13 protein-coding genes and 1 tRNA gene are annotated in these 19763 nt (G+C 33.7%); 7 read left to right on the top strand and 7 right to left on the bottom strand.

Features of this window, described 5'->3' with window-relative positions; genetic code table 11:
• Window positions 1-8: 8 nt before the first annotated feature.
• The 5 genes from X926_RS07090 to htpG all read right to left on the bottom strand — a co-directional run bounded on the left by X926_RS07090 (window position 9) and on the right by htpG (window position 7092).
• Window positions 9-1676, bottom strand: coding sequence for a DAK2 domain-containing protein (locus X926_RS07090; RefSeq protein WP_103065552.1), 1668 nt, complete (start codon window positions 1674-1676; stop codon window positions 9-11).
• Window positions 1677-1693: 17 nt separating this feature from the next.
• Window positions 1694-2038, bottom strand: coding sequence for an Asp23/Gls24 family envelope stress response protein (locus X926_RS07085; RefSeq protein ID WP_158245213.1), 345 nt, complete (start codon window positions 2036-2038; stop codon window positions 1694-1696).
• A gap of 21 nt (window positions 2039-2059) precedes the next feature.
• Window positions 2060-2884: an AmmeMemoRadiSam system protein B gene (gene amrB / locus X926_RS07080; protein WP_103065550.1), complete on the bottom strand. Its 825-nt coding sequence runs from the start codon at window positions 2882-2884 to the stop codon at window positions 2060-2062.
• 31 nt (window positions 2885-2915) lie between these two features.
• On the bottom strand, window positions 2916-5003 hold the full coding sequence (locus tag X926_RS07075) for a hypothetical protein (RefSeq protein ID WP_103065549.1): 2088 nt from the start codon (window positions 5001-5003) through the stop codon (window positions 2916-2918).
• A gap of 208 nt (window positions 5004-5211) precedes the next feature.
• Window positions 5212-7092, bottom strand: coding sequence for a molecular chaperone HtpG (gene htpG, locus X926_RS07070; RefSeq protein WP_103065548.1), 1881 nt, complete (start codon window positions 7090-7092; stop codon window positions 5212-5214).
• Between the two features lie 254 nt (window positions 7093-7346).
• Between htpG and X926_RS07065 the strand changes: the two genes are divergently transcribed.
• From X926_RS07065 to X926_RS07035, 7 genes are all read left to right on the top strand, one after another.
• Window positions 7347-9947, top strand: a complete 2601-nt coding sequence (locus X926_RS07065; RefSeq protein ID WP_103065547.1) for an FtsX-like permease family protein — start codon at window positions 7347-7349, stop codon at window positions 9945-9947.
• On the top strand, window positions 9947-10642 hold the full coding sequence (locus X926_RS07060) for an ABC transporter ATP-binding protein (RefSeq protein WP_103065546.1): 696 nt from the start codon (window positions 9947-9949) through the stop codon (window positions 10640-10642). The genes X926_RS07065 and X926_RS07060 overlap by 1 nt, the downstream gene beginning before the upstream one ends.
• A gap of 34 nt (window positions 10643-10676) precedes the next feature.
• Window positions 10677-10751 (top strand) — tRNA-Ala (locus X926_RS07055).
• 328 nt (window positions 10752-11079) lie between these two features.
• Window positions 11080-11571 carry a hypothetical protein gene (locus tag X926_RS07050; RefSeq protein WP_103065545.1) on the top strand — a complete coding sequence of 164 codons (492 nt, stop codon included), beginning with the start codon at window positions 11080-11082 and terminating at the stop codon, window positions 11569-11571.
• Window positions 11564-12232: a hypothetical protein gene (locus X926_RS07045; RefSeq protein WP_103065544.1), complete on the top strand. Its 669-nt coding sequence runs from the start codon at window positions 11564-11566 to the stop codon at window positions 12230-12232. The genes X926_RS07050 and X926_RS07045 overlap by 8 nt, the downstream gene beginning before the upstream one ends.
• A gap of 143 nt (window positions 12233-12375) precedes the next feature.
• A complete protein-coding gene (locus X926_RS07040; RefSeq protein WP_103065543.1) occupies window positions 12376-15462 on the top strand; it encodes a type ISP restriction/modification enzyme in 3087 nt (1028 codons plus the stop codon).
• Window positions 15463-15706: 244 nt separating this feature from the next.
• Window positions 15707-17809, top strand: a complete 2103-nt coding sequence (locus X926_RS07035) for a tetratricopeptide repeat protein (protein ID WP_103065542.1) — start codon at window positions 15707-15709, stop codon at window positions 17807-17809.
• A 68-nt stretch (window positions 17810-17877) separates the two neighbouring features.
• Here the strand turns inward: X926_RS07035 and X926_RS07030 are convergent, their stop codons facing one another.
• On the bottom strand, window positions 17878-19167 hold the full coding sequence (locus X926_RS07030; protein WP_103065541.1) for an ABC transporter substrate-binding protein: 1290 nt from the start codon (window positions 19165-19167) through the stop codon (window positions 17878-17880).
• 13 nt (window positions 19168-19180) lie between these two features.
• Window positions 19181-19762 carry a dephospho-CoA kinase gene (gene coaE, locus X926_RS07025; protein ID WP_103065540.1) on the bottom strand — a complete coding sequence of 194 codons (582 nt, stop codon included), beginning with the start codon at window positions 19760-19762 and terminating at the stop codon, window positions 19181-19183.
• Window position 19763: the final 1 nt, after the last annotated feature.

Raw genomic sequence — 19763 nt, 5'->3', positions numbered from 1 at the left:
GTCAGATTTCACTCAACGGAAATGAGAAGTGGATAATGTCTCTGTCCACCGTTGTGAATTTCTACCTCTATATTGGTGTATTTTTGGGTCAGATTTTTTACTAGTTGATCGATTTTTTCTTTTTTAGCCCCTTCACCGTAAATTATAGTAATGATTTCATAGCCTTTTTTTATTAGTTCTTCTAAAACTTTTTCCGTTTCTTTATAAACATTCTTTCCATGAGCTTTTAATTCTTTCCCAAGAAATATCAAGTACTCACCTTTTTTGATCTTTTCACCCTTAATGGTAGAATCCCTCACCGCATAAGTAACTTCAATTGGAACGATTGATTTAACGTATCCCATCATGGATTCTTTTAGTTCTTCTTTGTCCATATTGTCATCGAAACCAAGCATGGCACTTATGCCTTCTTGAACATGTTTTGTTGGTAATATCAATATTTCTTTATCTGTTAACTCTGCAGCCTTTTCTGCAGCCAGTATTATATTTGGGTTATTGGGAAGTATGATTACTTTTTTTTGTGTAATTTTGTTAATTGCTTCTGAGATATCTTTTACACTAGGGTTGGTAGATTGACCTCCAAAAATAACTTGATCCACTCCCAAGCTTTTAAAAATTTCTGAAATTCCTTTTCCTGGAGAGACTGCAATCACACCCCAATTTTTATTGTTCAAATTATTGTTAACGGCCACTTTGGCTTGCTCTATATCGGCTGTTTTGCCCTCTTTTTGTTTTGTTATAATGTGTTCATGTTGAGCTTTCATGTTGTCTATCTTTGTTTTGATCAATTCGCCATGTTCTAAAAACTTTTCAAAGACAAGTCCTGGATGATTGGTGTGTATGTGTGTTTTTAATATGTCATCCTGATTAACTAAAACGATGGAATCTCCGAGACCTTCCAAAAAACTCCTTATTTCTTCTAAGGTCTTTTTTTGTATAGGCTGTTTCTGGAATTTTACTATCGCTTCTGTGCAATACTGATATGTTAGTTCTTCATAGGCTATTTCTGTTATTTGTTCAGGTGTGGCAGACTCTAATTCCTCTAGTTCTACTTCAATATCACCGTGAAGTGCATCGTTCATCCCTTTTAAAATGTAAGCAAGTCCTTTTGCTCCAGCATCCACAACATTCGAATCGCGTAATTTTTTCAAATATTTTGGGGTTTCCTCTACTATTTCAAATGAATACTTTACCATCGCATCGAAAAAAACCAAAAAATCTTTTTCTTCGAACATAGTTTCTTCCATCTTTTCTGACAATCTTCGTATTAAAGTCAACATTGTTCCTTCAACTGGTTTCATAACGGCGTTATAAGCTCTATCTTTAGCGTTTTGAAGGGCTTTTATAAAATCTTGGGTGTTGATTCTTTTCTTTTTTTCGAGAATTTCTGTTATTCCACGAAATATTTGTGACAAAATAACACCTGAGTTACCTCTTGCTCCTAACAAAAGTCCTCTTCTTAAACTTTCCATCATAGATTTCATATCGTTCTTATCTTCAACTTCATCCATACTTTTACAAGCTTCGAGCATACCTGCTAACATATTATTACCTGTGTCTCCATCTGGGACAGGGAAAACATTTAAGGCGTTAATTTCATCTTTGTTTTTAGCTAATTCTTCCGTACCTTTTTTTAAAGCCAGATATAGGTCTTTTGCATACAAAAACTTGAGCATTCAACAAACACCTTCTCTCAATATTTCAAGCCAGATATGCTCACGTTTACTTTGATATTATCAAAATTTAACATAGATGTAACTCTATGATGAACATTCTCTTGTATATTTTGAGCGACTTTTTTAATGGGAAGGCCATATTCAAAAACGAGGAAGAGATCAATTACTATGCTTTCTTCATTTTCCGATACATTTATTCCTCTATCTTCACTTTTTGACCATAAACTTGATATCCTATCGAAAAATCCTTGTTTTCCGGAGATTTCAACCGTCCCATAGGATTCGATAACAGCTTTATAAACCAATTCTTTTATAACTTCGTTTTTTATATCTACAGTACCAAATTCTGTTTCTATTAACATGAGGTTCACCTCCATAGTTTATTATTTTTGTGAATTACTAACTATTGCAGAGATGTATCCAACTACCGCTTCATAATCCCCACTTTTCTCGCCACTCGTCGTATGGTCAATTATTTCAATATCATCAAATCCTATACTTAAAAGAACAGCGACGGGACCATATCCACACATAGTAATATTATATCTTTTTATTCTATCATACATTTCTTGTAAATCCATCTTTTTTAATGTTTCTATAACTTTTTCATCTTTTAGCAATGTCTTTTCATGACTTTCGTAATGATTCATATCCGAAGAAGCAACGACTAAATCTCCGTCTTCTATTATATTTGCTAAAATTTTTCCTAGTTTCTTGGAGGTTTCTAAACTTTGATCCATCATACAAATAGGTACAATTTCAAAATCATTTCCCATAGCATACTGAAGAAAAGGTAACTGTACCTCTAGTGAATGCTCATTTAAATGTGCAAATTCATCGTTATAAATATCTAACTCTTTCAAAATCTTTCTTGTGGTTTTTTCGTCAACTTTTATTTTTCCCAAGGGGGTTTCCCAACTACCACTTGTAAAAATTGATATTTTAGACCCTAATCCTGTATGATTAGGCCCTAACAAAAATACTCTTTTTGCTATACCTTTTTCAAATATCTTTTTATAGGCTTTTGCTGCGGTTTCCCCAGAATATATGTAACCAGCATGAGGTACTATAACCCCCATAGGAGGAATTAATTTTTCAGAATTTACTTTAAAACTATCACCGAAAAGCTCTTTTATAAGGCTTTTTAAATTTTCTGGATTCGAAGGGTAAAAAGTACCTGCAACTACAGGAGTCCTTGTCTTCTCCATATTTCTAATCGCCTCCTGAGAGACAGATGTTTCAGAAATGATTCTCTATTTTAGGTTTATTAGATACTTCAACATGTATAAGAATAACTAAATCGTATACATTTTCTGTTTTTTCATACGAAGTGAATAATTGTCCTATTACTGGTATTTCTTTAAAAATAGGAATACCGCTTTCGTTTTCAACTATGCTGGTAAAATTCAATCCACCTAATTTTATAAAACCACCGTTGGGTATGGTGAATTTACTACTCATATTTCTTTCATCAACTATGTTTTTATCCTCGTTTTTTAATTCGCTTATACTTATATCTAATTCAGTGTTGACCAATTTTGTAATATTGTCGTATTCACCACTTACTTCCATTATAAAACCTGATTCTATTTTTGAAACTATCTTACCTTCCTCATCGAATACGGGAACCGATAAGACAGATTTTATTGATGCTGGTTCACCTTCATTGACATATATTACAGGTTTTGATATTAATGAAGCTCTATCTTTACTACCATTTATTATACCATCAAATTGTAAAGTTAATAAGTAAAGTTCTTCTACAGAGAATCTATCAACATTTTGTCCTGAGAAGACGAAAATCTCGTATTTTAATAATTTTTTCTGTTCATAAAATCTAAGGGTATTATGCCCGATGTTCTCGTACCATATGTCTTGAGATACCAGATAAGGCTGTAATGATGACATATCTAAATTAAAATTATTGATAGTTATCTTTTTATCGTTTTCAAAATCTGATATAACGTTTATAGATTGTGCTTTTGCTACCAAGGAAATTAACTCTTTTAACGAAACTTCAATATCACCCTTTTCATAAGGGAATGAATCCAGAATATTTTTTACAAAATTTGTTAGGGATTCTTCATATTCTAACATATATAGAACATAATCTTCCTGTGCTGTGATTTTTGAAAAATGGATATCCTCCTGGATTAATAATTTCTCAAAAATTGTACTCTTTTTAACAGAAATGGTAACAAGTTCTTGGTTGATTACAGGTTGGGTCTTTTTAGGAATAATTTGAGGTTGAACAAGTTCGTTGATTTTTTCCGCTATCTTTATTGATTCACTACTTCCTATTAATAAAACATGTTGTTTGTCTAACTTGTAAGTTTTTAGAGGTAGAATTTCTTCTAAAAATGTCATATCGTAGGTAGACGTTAAAACAATATAACTTTCATCATCGTAATTTTCTTTCTTTTCAATAGGAGTAGGCGTTTCACTAATTTCTTGTGATGCTATTAGTAAAGACTCATCGTATGTTTCTGGAATTTCGTTTAAATAATTTATTAGTTCGTTAATTTGATCCTTTTCCCCTTCTTTAGCAAGTACAGCGTAGTAACTATCCTCAAAAAAGGCTACTTTACAATCAAAAATTTTTTCTAAACGGGTTAGGTCATACTTTGATTCAAAGAAAAGCAAATATTCTTGATTTTTATCTAAAGAATCTTCCTTTGAAGAGACTTGCATAAAATTTGTTGATGAACTTTCTTCAGAGATATTTTCATTTTCAATGAATAAAGGCAGATCATTTTCAAAGACAGATGCTTGTTTACCTACCAATACGGTATCTTCATCATAAAAGATTGTGTTTAAAGAGTAAACTTCGTTCAGCATTCTTAAAAAATGTTCTATATGTATTTCATTTGAATTTATAGCGAAAAAGGTGTCGGGTAATTCTTCGGTTTTTATCCAATTCCATCCAATGTAGGTAAACAACAAATCTATAGCGTCATCTAACTTTATTTTTTCAAAGTTTATCTGTTGAAAATTGTATGGTTCATATCCATAAAAGATTATCCTATCATCCTTTATTTCTAAATTGTTTATTGGATAAAGAAATTTGATTGTAATTACATTTTTTGAAGTAGAGACTTCTTTTATAGGCCCTTTACTGATTTTGTAATTAACTTGTTCAAAAATTTTCTCTTCGAAAGAAATTTTGTAAATGGTCTTTGAATCGTTTGGATAAATTTCAAACTTACTTTGCGTTTCAAAAAATACGATATTGGCGTTGGTGGCTGAGTCATAATCTATGAAAAAACCAAAGAAAAATGAAGGTAATAGTAAAAAAATAAAGAAAAGAGATTTCTTCTGCCTCGGCATGAGACCCCCTTAAAATTCAGTAAAAACAGTATAAATTTGTTATTTTAATTGGGTTTTAAAAAAAGCCTTTAGAAAGTTTTAGAATATGGATATGTTTTAGAATATTTTCTTATTACTTTAATTATACCATAAAAACTCAAAAACTCTCTTTAATAGTCATTTGCGTTGTAACTCTTTTGAAATTGAAAAAAGCCCTTTTAGGGCGTCTTTATTTTTTTGATTTTATCATTAGCTTTGTGATCAGTTTTGCAAATGTAGTTTTATCTTCGATTTCTAATCCTTCAAGTAACAAAGATTGATTGTAAAGTAATTTAGCGTAATCTTTAATTTCTTCTGAGTTGGGATCTTTGTGGTATATATCTGTTAATATTTTAAATACTTGATGATCAGGGTTTAGCTCTAAGATCTTTTCAGCTTCAAAGGGTAGTTGCTCTAAGTTTTTTAAGGTTTTTTCCATGTTCAAGGAGATCGCTTCGTTGGCACTTACTATACATGCGGGCGATTCCTTCAATTTATCTGTTAATCTAACATCTTTTACTTTGTCTTTAAGATACTCTTTTATTTTTTGGAGCAAGTCTTTGTTTTCTTCTTCTTTTTCTTTAAATTTTTCATCTATTCTTACATTTGAACTGCTGATCGATTTGAATTCTTTTCCTTCGTAGTCATGCATCAATTTGATGAGGAATTCGTCTATTTCATCTGTTAAGTACAACACCTCATAACCTTTTTCTTTGAAGGATTCCATTTGAGGTAAGTTTTCAATAATATCTTTGCTTTCCCCCACTGCGTAATATATGTAATTACCTTGATCTTCTTTCATTTTTGAAATATATTCTTTAAGGGTTACCATATTTTTATCAGATGTAGAACTTTCGAATAAAAGTAGGTCTTGAACTTTTTCTTTTTCTTGTATATTCTGATATAATCCTGCTTTTATAACCTTTCCAAATTCTTTCCAAAATTCCACGTACTTTTCTCTTTCGTTTTCAAGTTTTGATTTTAAAGCATCTAATATCTTTCTTTCAATATTTTTTCTTATTACTTTTAGTTGTTTGTTTTTCTGGAGTATTTCTCTTGAGATATTCAAAGAGAAGTCTGGAGAGTCCACCAATCCTTTAACGAAACCCAAATAATCGGGGAGAACTTCTTCACAGTTTTCCATTATAAAAATGTTCTTTGAATAGAGGTTTAATCCCCTTTTGTAATCTTTACTGAAAAAAGTAAAGGGCAACTTAGAAGGGATATAAAGCAATGCGGTGAATTCAACCGTTGTTCCTTCAGCTTTGAAATGAATAACATCGAAAGGATCGTTCCAATCGTAAAAATGTTCTTTGTAGAATTCGTTGTATTCATTTTGAGATATTTCTTCTTTGTTTTTGTTCCATAAGGGAACCATCGAATTAAGTATTTTGTCGGTTATCTTCTTTTTACCTGCTTCTACTTCTTCTTCCCATTTCATTTTTATGGGATATTTTATATAATTAGAGTGTTTTTTGACTAATTCTTGAATTTTATATTGGTCCAAATAATTTTCATCCTCATCTAGATCATCTTTCAATATTAGGGTAATCTTAGTTCCTCTATTGGCTTTTTCACATTCTTCAATTGAATAAGTTCCTATTCCATCAGATTCCCATCTCACACCTTTATCCTGATCCCATTTTTTTGTTTCTACAATAACTTTTTTCGCAACCATGAATACCGAATAAAACCCAACTCCGAATTGCCCTATGAGGTTTATTATAGTGTTTTCAGATTGAGCCTGTTTTAGTTGTTCCAGAAAGTTTTTAGTGCCTGATTTTGCAATAGTTCCCAAGTTTTCGATTACTTCTTCATAAGACATTCCAATACCGTTATCTTCAACTATCAAAGTGTTGTTATCTTTGTCTATTTCAATCCTTATCTGCAATTCAGTATCATTTTGTAGAACGCCAGGGTCTTTTAAAGATAAGAATCTGATTTTATCAAGCGCGTCTGATGCGTTAGAAATCAACTCTCTTAAAAATATGTCTTTGTGAGTGTAAATGGAGTTTATTATTAGATTGAGTAATTGTTTTGTTTCTGCTTGAAATTCTTTTACTTCAGGCATTTATTTTCCCTCCTGCTTTTTAGAATCTTAGTGTACTTATAAACTCTAACCAAAAAATAATTATATCGAATCTTTTTGAAGGTTAATTTTCTGTTTTTTTATTATTTTTATATAGAGAACTTTGTTGAGCTCTTGAACTCATTTTAGAATGCAAAGAATTTTGATATATTTTTTTATTATGCTATAGTATTTTTTAATGTAATTTGATAAAATAACACTATGCACTGAAGAACGCATTTTTGGGAGATGGTTTAGTGTTTTTTTGGAAATTTGCCCTTCGTAATTTTTTAAAGAAGTGGCAAGTAAGTATTTTGCTAGTATTGGGGGCTATCATCCCTTCTTTGTTGACTGTTTCTTCTCTTTCCCTTAATGATTCGATAGTTTCATATAGAAAAACTCAAGTGGAAGTTAATTTTGGCCAAGCAGATGCCTTTATTGTTAATAATAGGACATCTCCATTTCTTTCTTTTCCTTTGTCACAAATGATTTTAGACGATCTAAAAAGCAATCCCCAAGTAAAAAACATTCTGCCGGTTTCGGAAAGTTTTGGAAGAATAGAAAATAACGGACGTTTTTTGGAAGTTTTGGTTGTTGCGGTTGAAGAAGAAGACCTTTCAAACTTTGTAGGTCAAACTATTGATTTAAGCCCTGGTAAAATAGTTGTATCTCAGGATATAGCAAAGGAAATTGGAGTTAATGAAGGAGAAACCATTGTAATTCATATGCCTGGAGGTTCAAAAAATTTAGAGATTTCCTATGTTGGTGAAAAAGGTTTTTTGAATTACCGAGGAGAGATGGCACAGTATCCAGGATCAGTCTTTGTTAATGTATCAGATTTCAAAGGTAATACAGTTTTCCCATCCAAGGCGTATGTAGATTTTGTTGAATCTGAAAATGCACATATTTCTGATATTTCTCTCCCTTCAAATTTGGAGATTAATAATATAAAAGAGGATTTTTTAAATTCCCCGGCAAATGAAATTCTAGGATACATTGTTTTTGCCTTTAGTTCTTTTTCAATATTGGCAGGTTTAATATTAGTTATTGTTTTTGGGAATAATTTTGCAAACGAGCAAGAAAAAACGGTGGGTATTTTAAGAATTTTAGGTTTTAAAAGATTTAAGATCTTATTTCTTTTCTTTATGGAGGCTTTGTTATATTTCGGGATATCTTCTATAATAGGAGTCATTTTGGGGGCGAAAATAGGAGCAGTCCTGTTAAACCAACTTGGTGAAATTGCATCAGGTCTAACTTTCGAAACTTTTGGAAGTTTTACAACCGTTCCTTATGAATTAAGTGTTAGAACAATAATATTTGGTTTTTTAATAGGTATTGTAATTCCGTTGATTATTTTTATGATTAAAGGATTACATATTTCCAACAATTCTCCTGTAGAATCCTTGAAAAAAGATGTGGAGGCATACGTTCCTCATGGTATTAACGGATGGTTTGCCCTTCTTTTTATTATATCTGGTATTCTTTTAATCTCCTTTGCAAAAGAGTTTGAAATCCTAGGATTAATTCTAATTTCATTGGGATTAGTATTTGTATTCAAAAACCCCTTATTTAATGTCGGGTTATCCGTTTTTCTTATGATCCTTAGTAAAACATATTTTTCTCTCTCTTCAGGAGTATTATCTTTTAATTTTATTTTTCAAAGATCTTTTTTATTCGGTTTTATCGTTGTTCTTTTTTTTACTTCTATAATTCCAATTTTAAAAAGGTTTTCTAAGGTATTTTCCTCAAAGAAGAGTGTTCCTTTTCTTTTGGGATTTTCGTATGTCGAGAGATTCCCAGTGAGAGTTTTAATGCTTTCTTTGATGTTTGGTATAATTATTTTTGGTTTGATCGTTATTTCTTCTATCCCGGCTAATTTGGTTAAATTTGTTGATACTTCTATGCAAGAAGGATTGTTTGGATACAATTTTTTGGTTGTATCAAACCCTATAAAAAACCTATTTTTTTCTGATGATATAGCTGTTTATGAAGGAATAGAAAAGCCAACTAAAGTTCAAGTTGCCCTGCTCAATTCACAGATCATAGCTTTTGTTGACAATACTTTTCTTGAATCGGCGATAATTCCATCAGAATCAGTAACAGATTGGAGAGAAGAACTGAAGAGTAAAAATACCGTTCTTTATGGAAAATTTAGTGATGAAGAAAAAGTCCCAGCATACGTGAAGGGTAATCTTTCTTCTATTACACCCTTAGGTGGAGAATCTAACGTTTCTTATGATGTTGTTGGTTTTTTTGACTTAAAAGATATTACAATTCCTGTAAAATATGTTGCAAATATAGTTTCTAAACCTAATAGTGTGAAAAGTATCGATATACTTTTAGGGAATGTGCCTAAAGAAAATATTGACGAAGTCAAGCAGAAATATATGTCAAACTTTGATTATCCCATTTTTATAGAAGAGGAATTACAAAATATTTATAATGGGGTGGATGGTATAATTTCTTTAGCAATGGGAATGCTTTATCTTGGATTAATTAGCGGATTTTCAGGACTGGCATTGTACTCTGTGAGATCATGTATAATTCGCCAAAGAATAATTGGAACTCTAAGGGCTATTGGTTCAAGTTCAAAGGATATAACCAAGGGACTTCTCATTGAAAATTTCAGCATTGTATCCGTAGGAGCTTTCATTGGTCTGGTGGGAGGTTACCTAGTTGCAAAGGATGTAATTTTCGCCATCTTTCAATTTTTAGGAAATGTTGATTTTTATTTTCCTTTGTTGAATGTAGTTGGAATAATTGGAATGGTATATTTAATCACTTTTCTAACCTTGATGATACCTTCGTTTTTAATAACTAAAATCACACCAGCAGATAGTTTGAGGGAGATTGGATAATGGAAGTTGAGAATAAAAATAGTGCTTTGATAAAAGCGATTGAATTGTACAAAGTGTACAACGATAAGAGAGTAAAAGTAGAGGCTTTAAAGAACATTAACCTAACGATTAAAAAAGGTGAATTTATTGGTATATTAGGGCCTTCAGGTTCAGGTAAAACCACCTTACTAAATTGCCTTTCGGCAATAGATAATCCTACCAGAGGGGAGATTTACTTTAAAGGGGTTCCGTTCCAAAATTTGAAAGAAGAAGAACGGACTTCCTTCAGAGCCAAAAACATGGGCTTTGTGTTTCAATTTTTTAATCTTATTCCGGTTTTGACGGTTTTAGAAAATGTTCAGTTGCCTTTGCTAATCTTAGGAGAAAAGAACAAAACCTCAAAAGACAAAGCTTATGAAGTTTTAAAGAAGGTTAAGCTTGATAGTAAAGTAGAAAGATTCCCCTATGAACTATCAGGTGGAGAGCAACAAAGAGTTGCTATTGCAAGGGCTATAATACATTCGCCAGAGGTTATATGGGCTGACGAACCAACAGGAAATCTTGACAGTGAAAACGGTGAAATAATAATAGAACTTTTGGAGGAAATAAGAAAAGAAAAGGGAACAACGCTTGTGGTAGTTACCCATGATTTGAATATTGCAAAAAGAGCCGATAGAATTATTCAAATTAGAGATGGAATTATACAAGAAGTTTAATTATTTGATGAATTTTGATATAATATAAAAAGAAGGGGTTGTAGCGCAGCGGGAGCGCGTTGCCTTCGCAAGGCAAAGGTCGTGGGTTCGAATCCCATCAACTCCACCATATTGAATTAGCCGCCTCACCTTCGGCGCGCAAATTTCCCAAATTTTACTCTCTTCTGTCGAAAAACTTCTCATAAGCCGAAATGTTAGTGAAATTCCTTATATTGCCGAGATATGAGGACAAAAAGTCGCATTTTCACTATTACGCTTTTTATTAGATTCGGTTTTCTACTTTCAAAACTGGTAAAGTCTAAGCCTGAGGCTATCAAAGAAACGGATAAAAGGCTACGGTTTACGAACCTTCGCTCACATGCAGCAAAGTCGGACTTTTCAGATACACTCGGAACGTTATCTGAAATTGTGCTTAAAAAAAGAAAGGAAGGGGAAATATGCTTAAAGTATCAGACTACATAGATGTTAAAAAGAAAGCAGAGGAATTAGGATGCAATATACCAACTTCCATAGCACTTTTACCTCGTAATTATGAAGTAGCCGTAACTAAAGAAGATCTTCTTCATGAAAGTACAACATCAACTGTGAGGACACTCTGGCGACAAAATAATGTAATTGAAACACCACTTGAACAATCGGGTGAAAAATTCTCTTTTATATCTGAAAATGCATTTGAATGGGTTGGACCCACTATTTTCATTTCAGCAATGTTATTAAGTGAAAATCCACATTTAGTGTCAATTACTCTTAATGTCATCTCAAATCATCTAACAGAATGGTTTAGAGGAATTCCGAGGGATAGTAGGAAGTCAAAACTTCGTATAGTTACGGAAACTAAAAGTGGACATTATAAAAAAATAGAATACGAAGGTCCACCAGAAGGATTAAAAGATCTTCCTAAGATAATTAGAGAGGTACACAATGAATAGTGAAATAGAGTTGTTTTTAAAAGATTTTTACGAAGTGATAATAGAATGCGGAAAATTTTTTTTTATTAGTAGAGATAAAGAATTTCAGCAAGAGGCTGTTAAGAAGTTGACAAACCTTAAGCATAGAACCATATCTTTGAAGGAACAAATGATAAAAGTTGAAGATGAGAATTCTGCAAACGCTATGCTAAGCTTAGAAAGTTTAATAGATGCTATGGTTAATGAGTTGGAGATGTGGATTGCATTAAAAGAAGACGATCCCAATAAAGCATGGGATTTTCTAATAAATGCTCAATCTGCAGTTAGGACAGCAGCACAAGCACATAGCATAGCAATAGAGCTAAATGCAGAAGGATATGAAAATAAGTTACATTTGATAGAGAAACTTCTTTTCCCTCCTCAAATGTTTGTTAGTCCTAGTTTTATTATTGAAAAAGAAGATTGTTCTATATGTGGGAAGGAATATGGAGAATGTGAACATATCGTGGGCAAAGCTTATATGGGTAAAATGTGCTATAAGAAAATAACAAAAATCAAGGAGATTAAAGAAATATCAATAGTTGAAGAACCGGCGAACAAACATGCAAGAATGTACAGGTTTACTGGTGATGGAGTAACAAGAGACTTTATGACTTGGAGGAAGATTGAGAAAAATGAGTAAGAGCACAACTTCATATAACAGAGAGAGTGTGGCTTCGGAGCTTTGCGCCTACGTCCAAATCCACCTTCGGTGGACTTTCAGATTTGTGTCAGCCGTAATATGACATTCCGTCTGCCTCCAAAAAATTCTCAAGGGTGATATGAATGGTCGATAACAGTAAGATTGAGAAAGATATAAAAAATTACTTTAAAGAAGTTTACAGTATATACTCACAAGGAGATTATACGGAGTGGACTTACAGAACTCCGTTTGAAAATCTTATTAAAGGGTTAAATCCAGATTATAATCTTACTCAGGAACCGAAAAGAGCTGCTGGGCTTGGTGCACCTGACTTTAAGGCGTTTTATAATAACCGAAAAATTGGTTTTATAGAAACAAAAGACCTTGGAGAAAATTTAGATAAAATACTTGAGACGGACCAACTTAAAAAATATATTGAAAGTATTGATAATCTGATACTCACTAATTATCTTCAATTTGTTCTTATTAGAAAAGGGCGCAAGGTTTATGATTGCGATCTTTTCATGCTTTCCGATTTGGATAAAAGAAATTTATCTATCTCTAAAGAGAAAATAGAAACATTTGCCTCTCTCATAAATGAATTTTTTGAGTATAAACTACCAACAATAGTATTAGCTGAAGAACTGGCTGTAGAACTCTCTAAAAGAGCGAAATTATTGAAGGAACTGGCTAAAGACCAACTTTTAAATGATTTGGAGAAAATTAAAAATAATGAATCTCCTTCATCAATCTATGATTTTTATCTGGGTATAAAAGAACTTATCAAAGATGTAAAATTAGAGGATTGTGCAGATGCCTATGCCCAAACCATCACCTATGGCCTATTTTTGGCTAAGAAAAGTTGCCGAGGTAAATTAGATAGAAGAACAGCATCATACTATATCCCCAGAAATGTTGGTGTGATTAAACGTATCTTCTTGAACATTTCTGGTGAAGAGTTTCCTCCAAATATCTCATGGATTGTAGATGACATTATCGATATACTAAATGCTGCAAAGTTAGACGAGATTCTAATTAAAATTGATAAGCGTGGCAAAAAGGACAAAGATCCAATAATATTTTTCTATGAAGATTTTTTGAATTATTACGAGCCTGAGAAGAGAAAACATCTCGGAGTTTATTATACACCCCGCCCTGTTGTAAACTTTATTGTAAATTCTGTACATTCAATTTTGAAGAAGCACTTTGATAAATCATTAGGCCTTGCAGATGACAGTGTAAATGTTCTTGACCCTGCGATTGGAACGGGAACTTTTTTCTGGATAACTTTTCTTGTTGCATTGGGAGAATTAAAGAATCAAGGGTTAAGAGGTATAATTTTTGATAAAATCGAGAATCACCTTCTAAAGCATTTTTATGGATTTGAAATCTTAATCACGCCTTATGTAATCTCACATTTAAAGATTACAGACCTACTTCAGAGATGGCATTACAGGTTTAAAGATGACGATAGAATACAAGTTTACCTTACAAACACATTAGAACAATCAGAGGTTCATGATCCTTTACTGTTCATGAGAGAAATAACAGAGGAAAGCAGAATTGCAAATCAAATAAAGACGGAGAAGCCAATTCTTGTTGTAATGGGTAATCCACCATATTCTGGAATATCTGTCAATAAGGGAAAGTGGATTGATGATTTGTTGAAAAAAGGCTATATAAGAGCAGATGGAAGCAAAGACGATGGTTACTATAAGGTAGATGGTAAACCTCTTGATGAGAAAAACCCTAAATGGCTTCAGGATGATTATGTGAAATTCATAAGATATGCACAGTGGAAAATAGATCAAAATGGTGAGGGCGTTGTAGGTTTTATTACTAATCACAGTTATCTTGATAACCCAACATTCAGAGGGATGAGGGAATCTCTACTGCAAAGTTTTGATAGAATCTTCATCTTAAACTTGCATGGAAATTCTTTAAAGAAAGAAAAATGCCCTGATGGCAGCAAAGATGAAAACGTTTTTGATATACAACAAGGAGTCGCCATTGGAATATTCATAAAGAATAAAAATTTAAGGGAGAAAAAAATTTACTATACCGATCTTTGGGGATTAAGAGAAGATAAATATCATTGGTTAGACAGGCACACAATAGATAATGTTAATTGGCAAGAAGTTAAACCTATTTCACCATTCTATTTCTTTGTTCCTAAAGATACCACATTAGAAGAAGAATATAATAAATTCTGGAAGGTTACGGATATTTTTCCATTAAATGGTGTCGGGATGACTACCGCTAGAGATAATTTTGTAATAGATATGGATAAAAGCAAACTAGAAGAAAGAATGCGTCGCTTCAAACACAGCGATAATTCAGATGAAGAACTTCATTCATCCTTCAATATAAGAAAAAAGAAAGGATGGAGTATCAGAAAAGCTTGGAATATGCTCCAGCCTATCTCTGATTCTGATTTGAAAAAATATATCAAGCCAGTTTTTTATCGCCCTTTTGATGTTCAATGGATTTTTTGGCATGATTCGGTAGTGTGGAGAACTGTTAAAAGAGTTATGAAACACATGCTAAAGGAAAATTTGGGATTGATAACTGTTAGGCAAGTTGCTGAGGGTATATTTAATCATGCTTATGTTACAAACACTATCATCGAGAGTCGTATAACATTAAGTAATAAGGGAATCGCATTTCTTTTCCCACTATATCTTTATTCTGACTTCGAGAAGAAAGCAAATATTGATCCAAATATTTACAAAACCCTATCTGAAAAATATAATAAAGAACTAACTCCAGAAGATATTTTTTACTATATCTATGCCATTCTTTACTCACCTACTTATCGTAAGAGATATGAAGAATTTTTACAATACGACTTCCCAAGAATTCCATTCGTAGACGATTATGAGGATTTTACTAAATTAGCTGAATTAGGCAAAGAATTAGTTGAATTACATTTAATGAGAAAGAGATTGCCAACAAGTGTAAAGTTTGATGTAATTGGTTCAAATATTGTTGAAAAAGTAAAGTATGAAAATGGTAAAGTATGGATTAACAAAGAGCAATACTTTGATGGTGTACCTGGGGAAATCTGGAATTTTTATATTGGCGGTTATCAGGTTTTAGATAAATGGCTTAAAAGCAGAAAGAATAGAAAATTAGAAAGCAAAGATATAGAGCAATTCCTCCAGATTGTTGAAATTATTAGAGAAACGATCAGGTTGATGAAGGAAATTGACAAATTTAATATTCCTTAAAAGGAATAAAGGTGAAAATCAATAAATGTCCGCCTGCGGAATACTTCGTCGATTTGCTCCTTATTCATTCATCATTCTAAGCATATAACTGTGGATAAAAGAAAAATTCAAGTTTTCCCCAATCCACCGGCTGATGAACTTCTTTCATCTGAAGGACGTTATATGCAAAGCTGTGCTTAAAAAAAGAAAAGGCCAATCTTGTGGAAAAGCTGGCATAAAGTAAAGGAGGGCCGAGAAAAACAAAATGAATGATAAAAAATGGTTCAACGAAGGTGTTGCACTCGGTGAGCTTGGGAGGTATGAAGAGGCGTTAAAGGCTTTTGAGAAATCCATTGAGATAAATTCACAGTATGTCGAAGCCTGGGTCAATAAAGGCGTTGCACTTAGCGAGCTTGAGAGGCATGAGGAAGCGCTAAAAGCTTACGAGAAAGCCATTGAGATAAATCCACAGTATGCCGAAGCCTGGTTCGGCAAAGGTTTTGAACTTGGTGACCTTGGGAGGCATGAGGAAGCGCTAAAGGCTTACGAGAAAGCCATCGAGATAAATCCACAGTATGCCAAAGCTTGGTTCGGCAAAGGTTTTGAACTTGGCGAGCTTGGGAAACATGAAAAAGCACTAAAAGCTCACGAGAAAGCCATCGAGATGAATCTACAGTATGCCGAAGTCTGGTTCTACAAAGGTGTTGCACTTGGCAAACTTGAGAGACATGAAGAGGCAATAAAGGCTTTTGATAAAGCCATCGAGATAAATCCATATTATGTCGAAGCCTGGGTTAACAAAGGAGTTGATCTCGGCGAGCTAGAGAGACATGAAGATGCGCTAAAGGCTTACGAGAAAGCCATCGAGATAAATCCACAGTATGCCGAAGCCTTGTTCTACAAAGGTGTTGCACTTAGCAAGCTTGAGAAACATGAAGAAGCACTAAAGGCTTACGAGAAAGCCATCGAGATAAATCCACAGTTTGTCGAAGCCTGTTTCAACAAAGGTGTTGCACTTAGCAAGCTTGAGAAACATGAAGATGCGCTAAAGGCTTACGAGAAAGCTATCGAGATAAATCCACAGTTTGCCGAGGCTTGGTTTGCCAAAGGTGTTGCACTTGGTGAGCTTGAGAAACACGAAGATGCGCTAAAGGCTTATGAGAAAGCTATCGAGATAAATCCACAGTTTGCAGAAGTTTGGTTTGCCAAAGGTGTTGCACTTGGTGAGCTTGAGAAACATGAAGAGGCGTTAAAGGCTTACGAAAAAGCCATCGAGATAGCTCCACAGTTTGTCAAAGCCTGGGTCAACAAAGGTGGTGAACTTGGTAAGCTTGGAAGACAAGAAGAGGCGTTAAAGGCCTCCGAGAAAGCCATTGAGATAAATATACAGTTTACTGAAGCCTGGTACGCCAAAGGTGTTGCGCTTGTTAAGCTTGGGAGACATGAAGAAGCGTTAAAGGCTTTTAATAAAGCCATTGAGATGAATCCACAGTTTGCCTTGGCATACACCCTCTTGGGAGAATTATCCTTTAAACTTGGAAATCTCAAAGAGGCTTCTGAAAATGTTAAAAACGCTCTCAATATAGATCGGGATCTTGTTCCTGCATTGAGTTTACAAGGCAGAATCAAAATCGAAAAAAAAGACTATGATGCTGCAAGTGAATCCTTTAAAAAGGCAATGTATTTGGATATAGGTAATCCAATACATTTCCTCTGGGATATATACGCTAACTATCTTAAGGCAGAATTCTCCTTGGATTCAAAAGATAAAAAGTATCAAGAAGAAGTAGCCACAATCATAAGAAACCTGGAAAAGATGAATGAAACGTTGTCGAAAAACCAAAAACAGGAAAAAGAGATGAGGGCGTATGTCCTGTATTTTTTAGGGCACTTCTACCTTAAAAGCAATGACATTTTTACAGCAAAAGAAAAACTTGAAGGGTGTGTCAAGTTAAAATCAAAAACCCCAATAGAGGCACCCGCTCGTGAATTGCTCGGCAATATCTGGAACTATCGAATTAAGCCACCCTGGTGGCGCTGGTGGTTAAATTCCCCTTTACATCGCTGGCTTAAGAGGATCGGATTTTTCATTCTTTTACTGCTTATTTTTGCATTGTTGCTGCTTCACCCATTTATTCCTGGCTGGTTTCCTTCTCTTCAAATAAACTGGTCTCTTTATGCATTTCTTATTGTATTTTTAATCATTATCCTTGTTTCACCAAGCATAGAACACATTCGGGCAAGAGATATTGAAGTAGAATTGCGTTCCCCTCCTCCCTATGAGCCTGTTCTATCTCCCGTGGTAATGGGAGAAATAATGAAGGAGATAGAAGTAAAATACTTGGCGAAATACTTGGAATCGAAATAACTGAGGTGAATAACAATAGTAAAACCCCAGGTGTTGATCCTACCTGGGGTTTTGATGGTTATTACTCATTATTCAGCGTATTCACCTGTCTCCTTTAATCCTTTTTCTAAAGTATTCACGATGGCATCGTATGTTTCATCTACAGTCGCCATATCGTTTAGGAAGTTAGCAAATACTGTGCTGATATCGTTTCTTATATCGTTCCATGCGGCTGGCTTTGGATCTGGGATAGCAGTTTCTAATTCTTTTAGTGCAATAGTTGGCTTATCATCTGTTGCCGTATAGGTTTGCCACTGTGGAACCTCTTCAACATCTCTTCTTATTGGAACATATCCCGTATTTATAGACCAGTAAGCAACATTAACGGGATCCATCAAAAATTTCATGAATCTCCATGCTGCGTCTTTTTGATCTTGACCTACCCAGTTAAACATTATCAAATCTGTTCCAGCTATAGGAGAGTGAGGAACACCATCTACGGAAGGTAATGGAGCCCAAGCAACACCGTGTTTTCCTCTGGAGGATTGTTCAGCATAAGTTAAACCTGCCACCGTTCCCATGTATGCAGCTATTTCTCCAGAGCCGAACTGGGGATCCAAATAGGCGTTTTGGAACAAAGCGTATCCGGAATCTTTCAGGTTCTTTATGTAACTCAAAACCTCTTTTGTTTTCTCTTCGGGTAAAACAATCTTGTATTTGCCATCGCCGACGTATTCTAAAAATGTTGCGTTATGTGCATATAAAAATATTTGAAAATCATCGATAAAGTTTCTTGCACCTAATCCGTATTGATCCATTTCTCCATCCATATCCAAATCCATTGTTAAAAGTTCACTTACTTCAAATAATTCATCCATGGTTTTGGGGGGATTAACTCCAAATAGGTCAAAGAGATCCGGGTTATAATAATAAACGTAAACAGATTTGTTGAATGGGATTCCATATACTGTGTCTCCCCATGTAACTAAATCCTTTAGAACAGGGAATATCTGATTATCCCAAGCTTCTTTAAACTCAGGATCCTTTTCAATATATCCGTTAAGTGGTTGCACTACATCAGAAAAAAGGTACATTGCGGTCCAGTTTCCATAAGCTTGAGATAAAGTTGGGAGGTCTGTAGTACTTCCTTGGGAGTAAGCGGTGATCGTAGAAAGTAACTTTTGGTTTAAGGCACTGTAGTTTCCCACATATATGGCTGAGACATGGACATCTGGGTTTTCTCTATTAAAAGTGTCGACTAAGGAATTCAACGTCTCTCCCAGTTGTCCCCCCATAGCGTGCCAAAACTCAATTTCAACTTGAGAAAAAGCAAAAGAAACAAGTAAAACCGTAAAAAGAATAGAAACAACTTTCTTCATTCCGAACACCTCCTCATAAGTTTTGGATAATTTTTTCTGTTTCTTTGTACAATTGGTCAAAATTACCAATATTCGATATTTTAAAATCACAACGCTCAGAGTTTATGTATTCTTGGGATTTAACGATGTTTCTTGCTTTCTCCAAGGGGATACCGCGATTTTCTGACAGTCTTTCAATACGTAATTCTTCTGGGGCATCTACGTAGATAATTTTATCGCATAATTTGTCCAATCCTATTTTGAAAAGCAAAGCTGCATCTACAATTATTATATCATTTTTATTTGAAATTTCTTTCAGTATTTGTTCAGTTTTTTTAAGAATTTCTGGATGGACTATCTTATTCAATAATTCTAACTTTTCTTTGTCTGAAAAAACTATTTCGCCAAGTTTTGATCTAGAAATATTGTTATCATCATCGAATATTTCTTCTCCAAAATTTTCTTTTAATTTCTCTTTAATAAAAAAATAGGTTAAGACCTCGTGTCCTAACCTATCCACATCGATTATGGATGCCTTATCTCCGTATATATTTTTTATTATCTTTGATACAGTGCTTTTTCCAGATCCTGCAGGGCCTGTAATTCCTATTACCATT

The organism is Petrotoga sp. HWHPT.55.6.3, from assembly GCF_002895495.1.
GTDB classification, from domain to species: domain Bacteria; phylum Thermotogota; class Thermotogae; order Petrotogales; family Petrotogaceae; genus Petrotoga; species Petrotoga mobilis.
Note: the sequence above shows the minus strand (reverse complement) of the source record. Positions and strands in the feature narration are given on the sequence as shown.

Excerpts from the sequence above, each read along its gene's own strand:
- X926_RS07040 (WP_103065543.1), top strand. The coding sequence starts at position 12,376 with ATGGTCGATAACAGTAAGATTGAGAAAGATATAAAAAATTACTTTAAA.
- htpG (WP_103065548.1), bottom strand. The coding sequence starts at position 7,092 with ATGCCTGAAGTAAAAGAATTTCAAGCAGAAACAAAACAATTACTCAAT.
- X926_RS07035 (WP_103065542.1), top strand. The coding sequence starts at position 15,707 with ATGAATGATAAAAAATGGTTCAACGAAGGTGTTGCACTCGGTGAGCTT.
- X926_RS07030 (WP_103065541.1), bottom strand. The coding sequence starts at position 19,167 with ATGAAGAAAGTTGTTTCTATTCTTTTTACGGTTTTACTTGTTTCTTTT.
- X926_RS07045 (WP_103065544.1), top strand. The coding sequence starts at position 11,564 with ATGAATAGTGAAATAGAGTTGTTTTTAAAAGATTTTTACGAAGTGATA.
- X926_RS07085 (WP_158245213.1), bottom strand. The coding sequence starts at position 2,038 with ATGTTAATAGAAACAGAATTTGGTACTGTAGATATAAAAAACGAAGTT.
- coaE (WP_103065540.1), bottom strand. The coding sequence starts at position 19,762 with ATGGTAATAGGAATTACAGGCCCTGCAGGATCTGGAAAAAGCACTGTA.
- X926_RS07050 (WP_103065545.1), top strand. The coding sequence starts at position 11,080 with ATGCTTAAAGTATCAGACTACATAGATGTTAAAAAGAAAGCAGAGGAA.
- amrB (WP_103065550.1), bottom strand. The coding sequence starts at position 2,884 with ATGGAGAAGACAAGGACTCCTGTAGTTGCAGGTACTTTTTACCCTTCG.
- X926_RS07090 (WP_103065552.1), bottom strand. The coding sequence starts at position 1,676 with ATGCTCAAGTTTTTGTATGCAAAAGACCTATATCTGGCTTTAAAAAAA.
- X926_RS07060 (WP_103065546.1), top strand. The coding sequence starts at position 9,947 with ATGGAAGTTGAGAATAAAAATAGTGCTTTGATAAAAGCGATTGAATTG.
- X926_RS07075 (WP_103065549.1), bottom strand. The coding sequence starts at position 5,003 with ATGCCGAGGCAGAAGAAATCTCTTTTCTTTATTTTTTTACTATTACCT.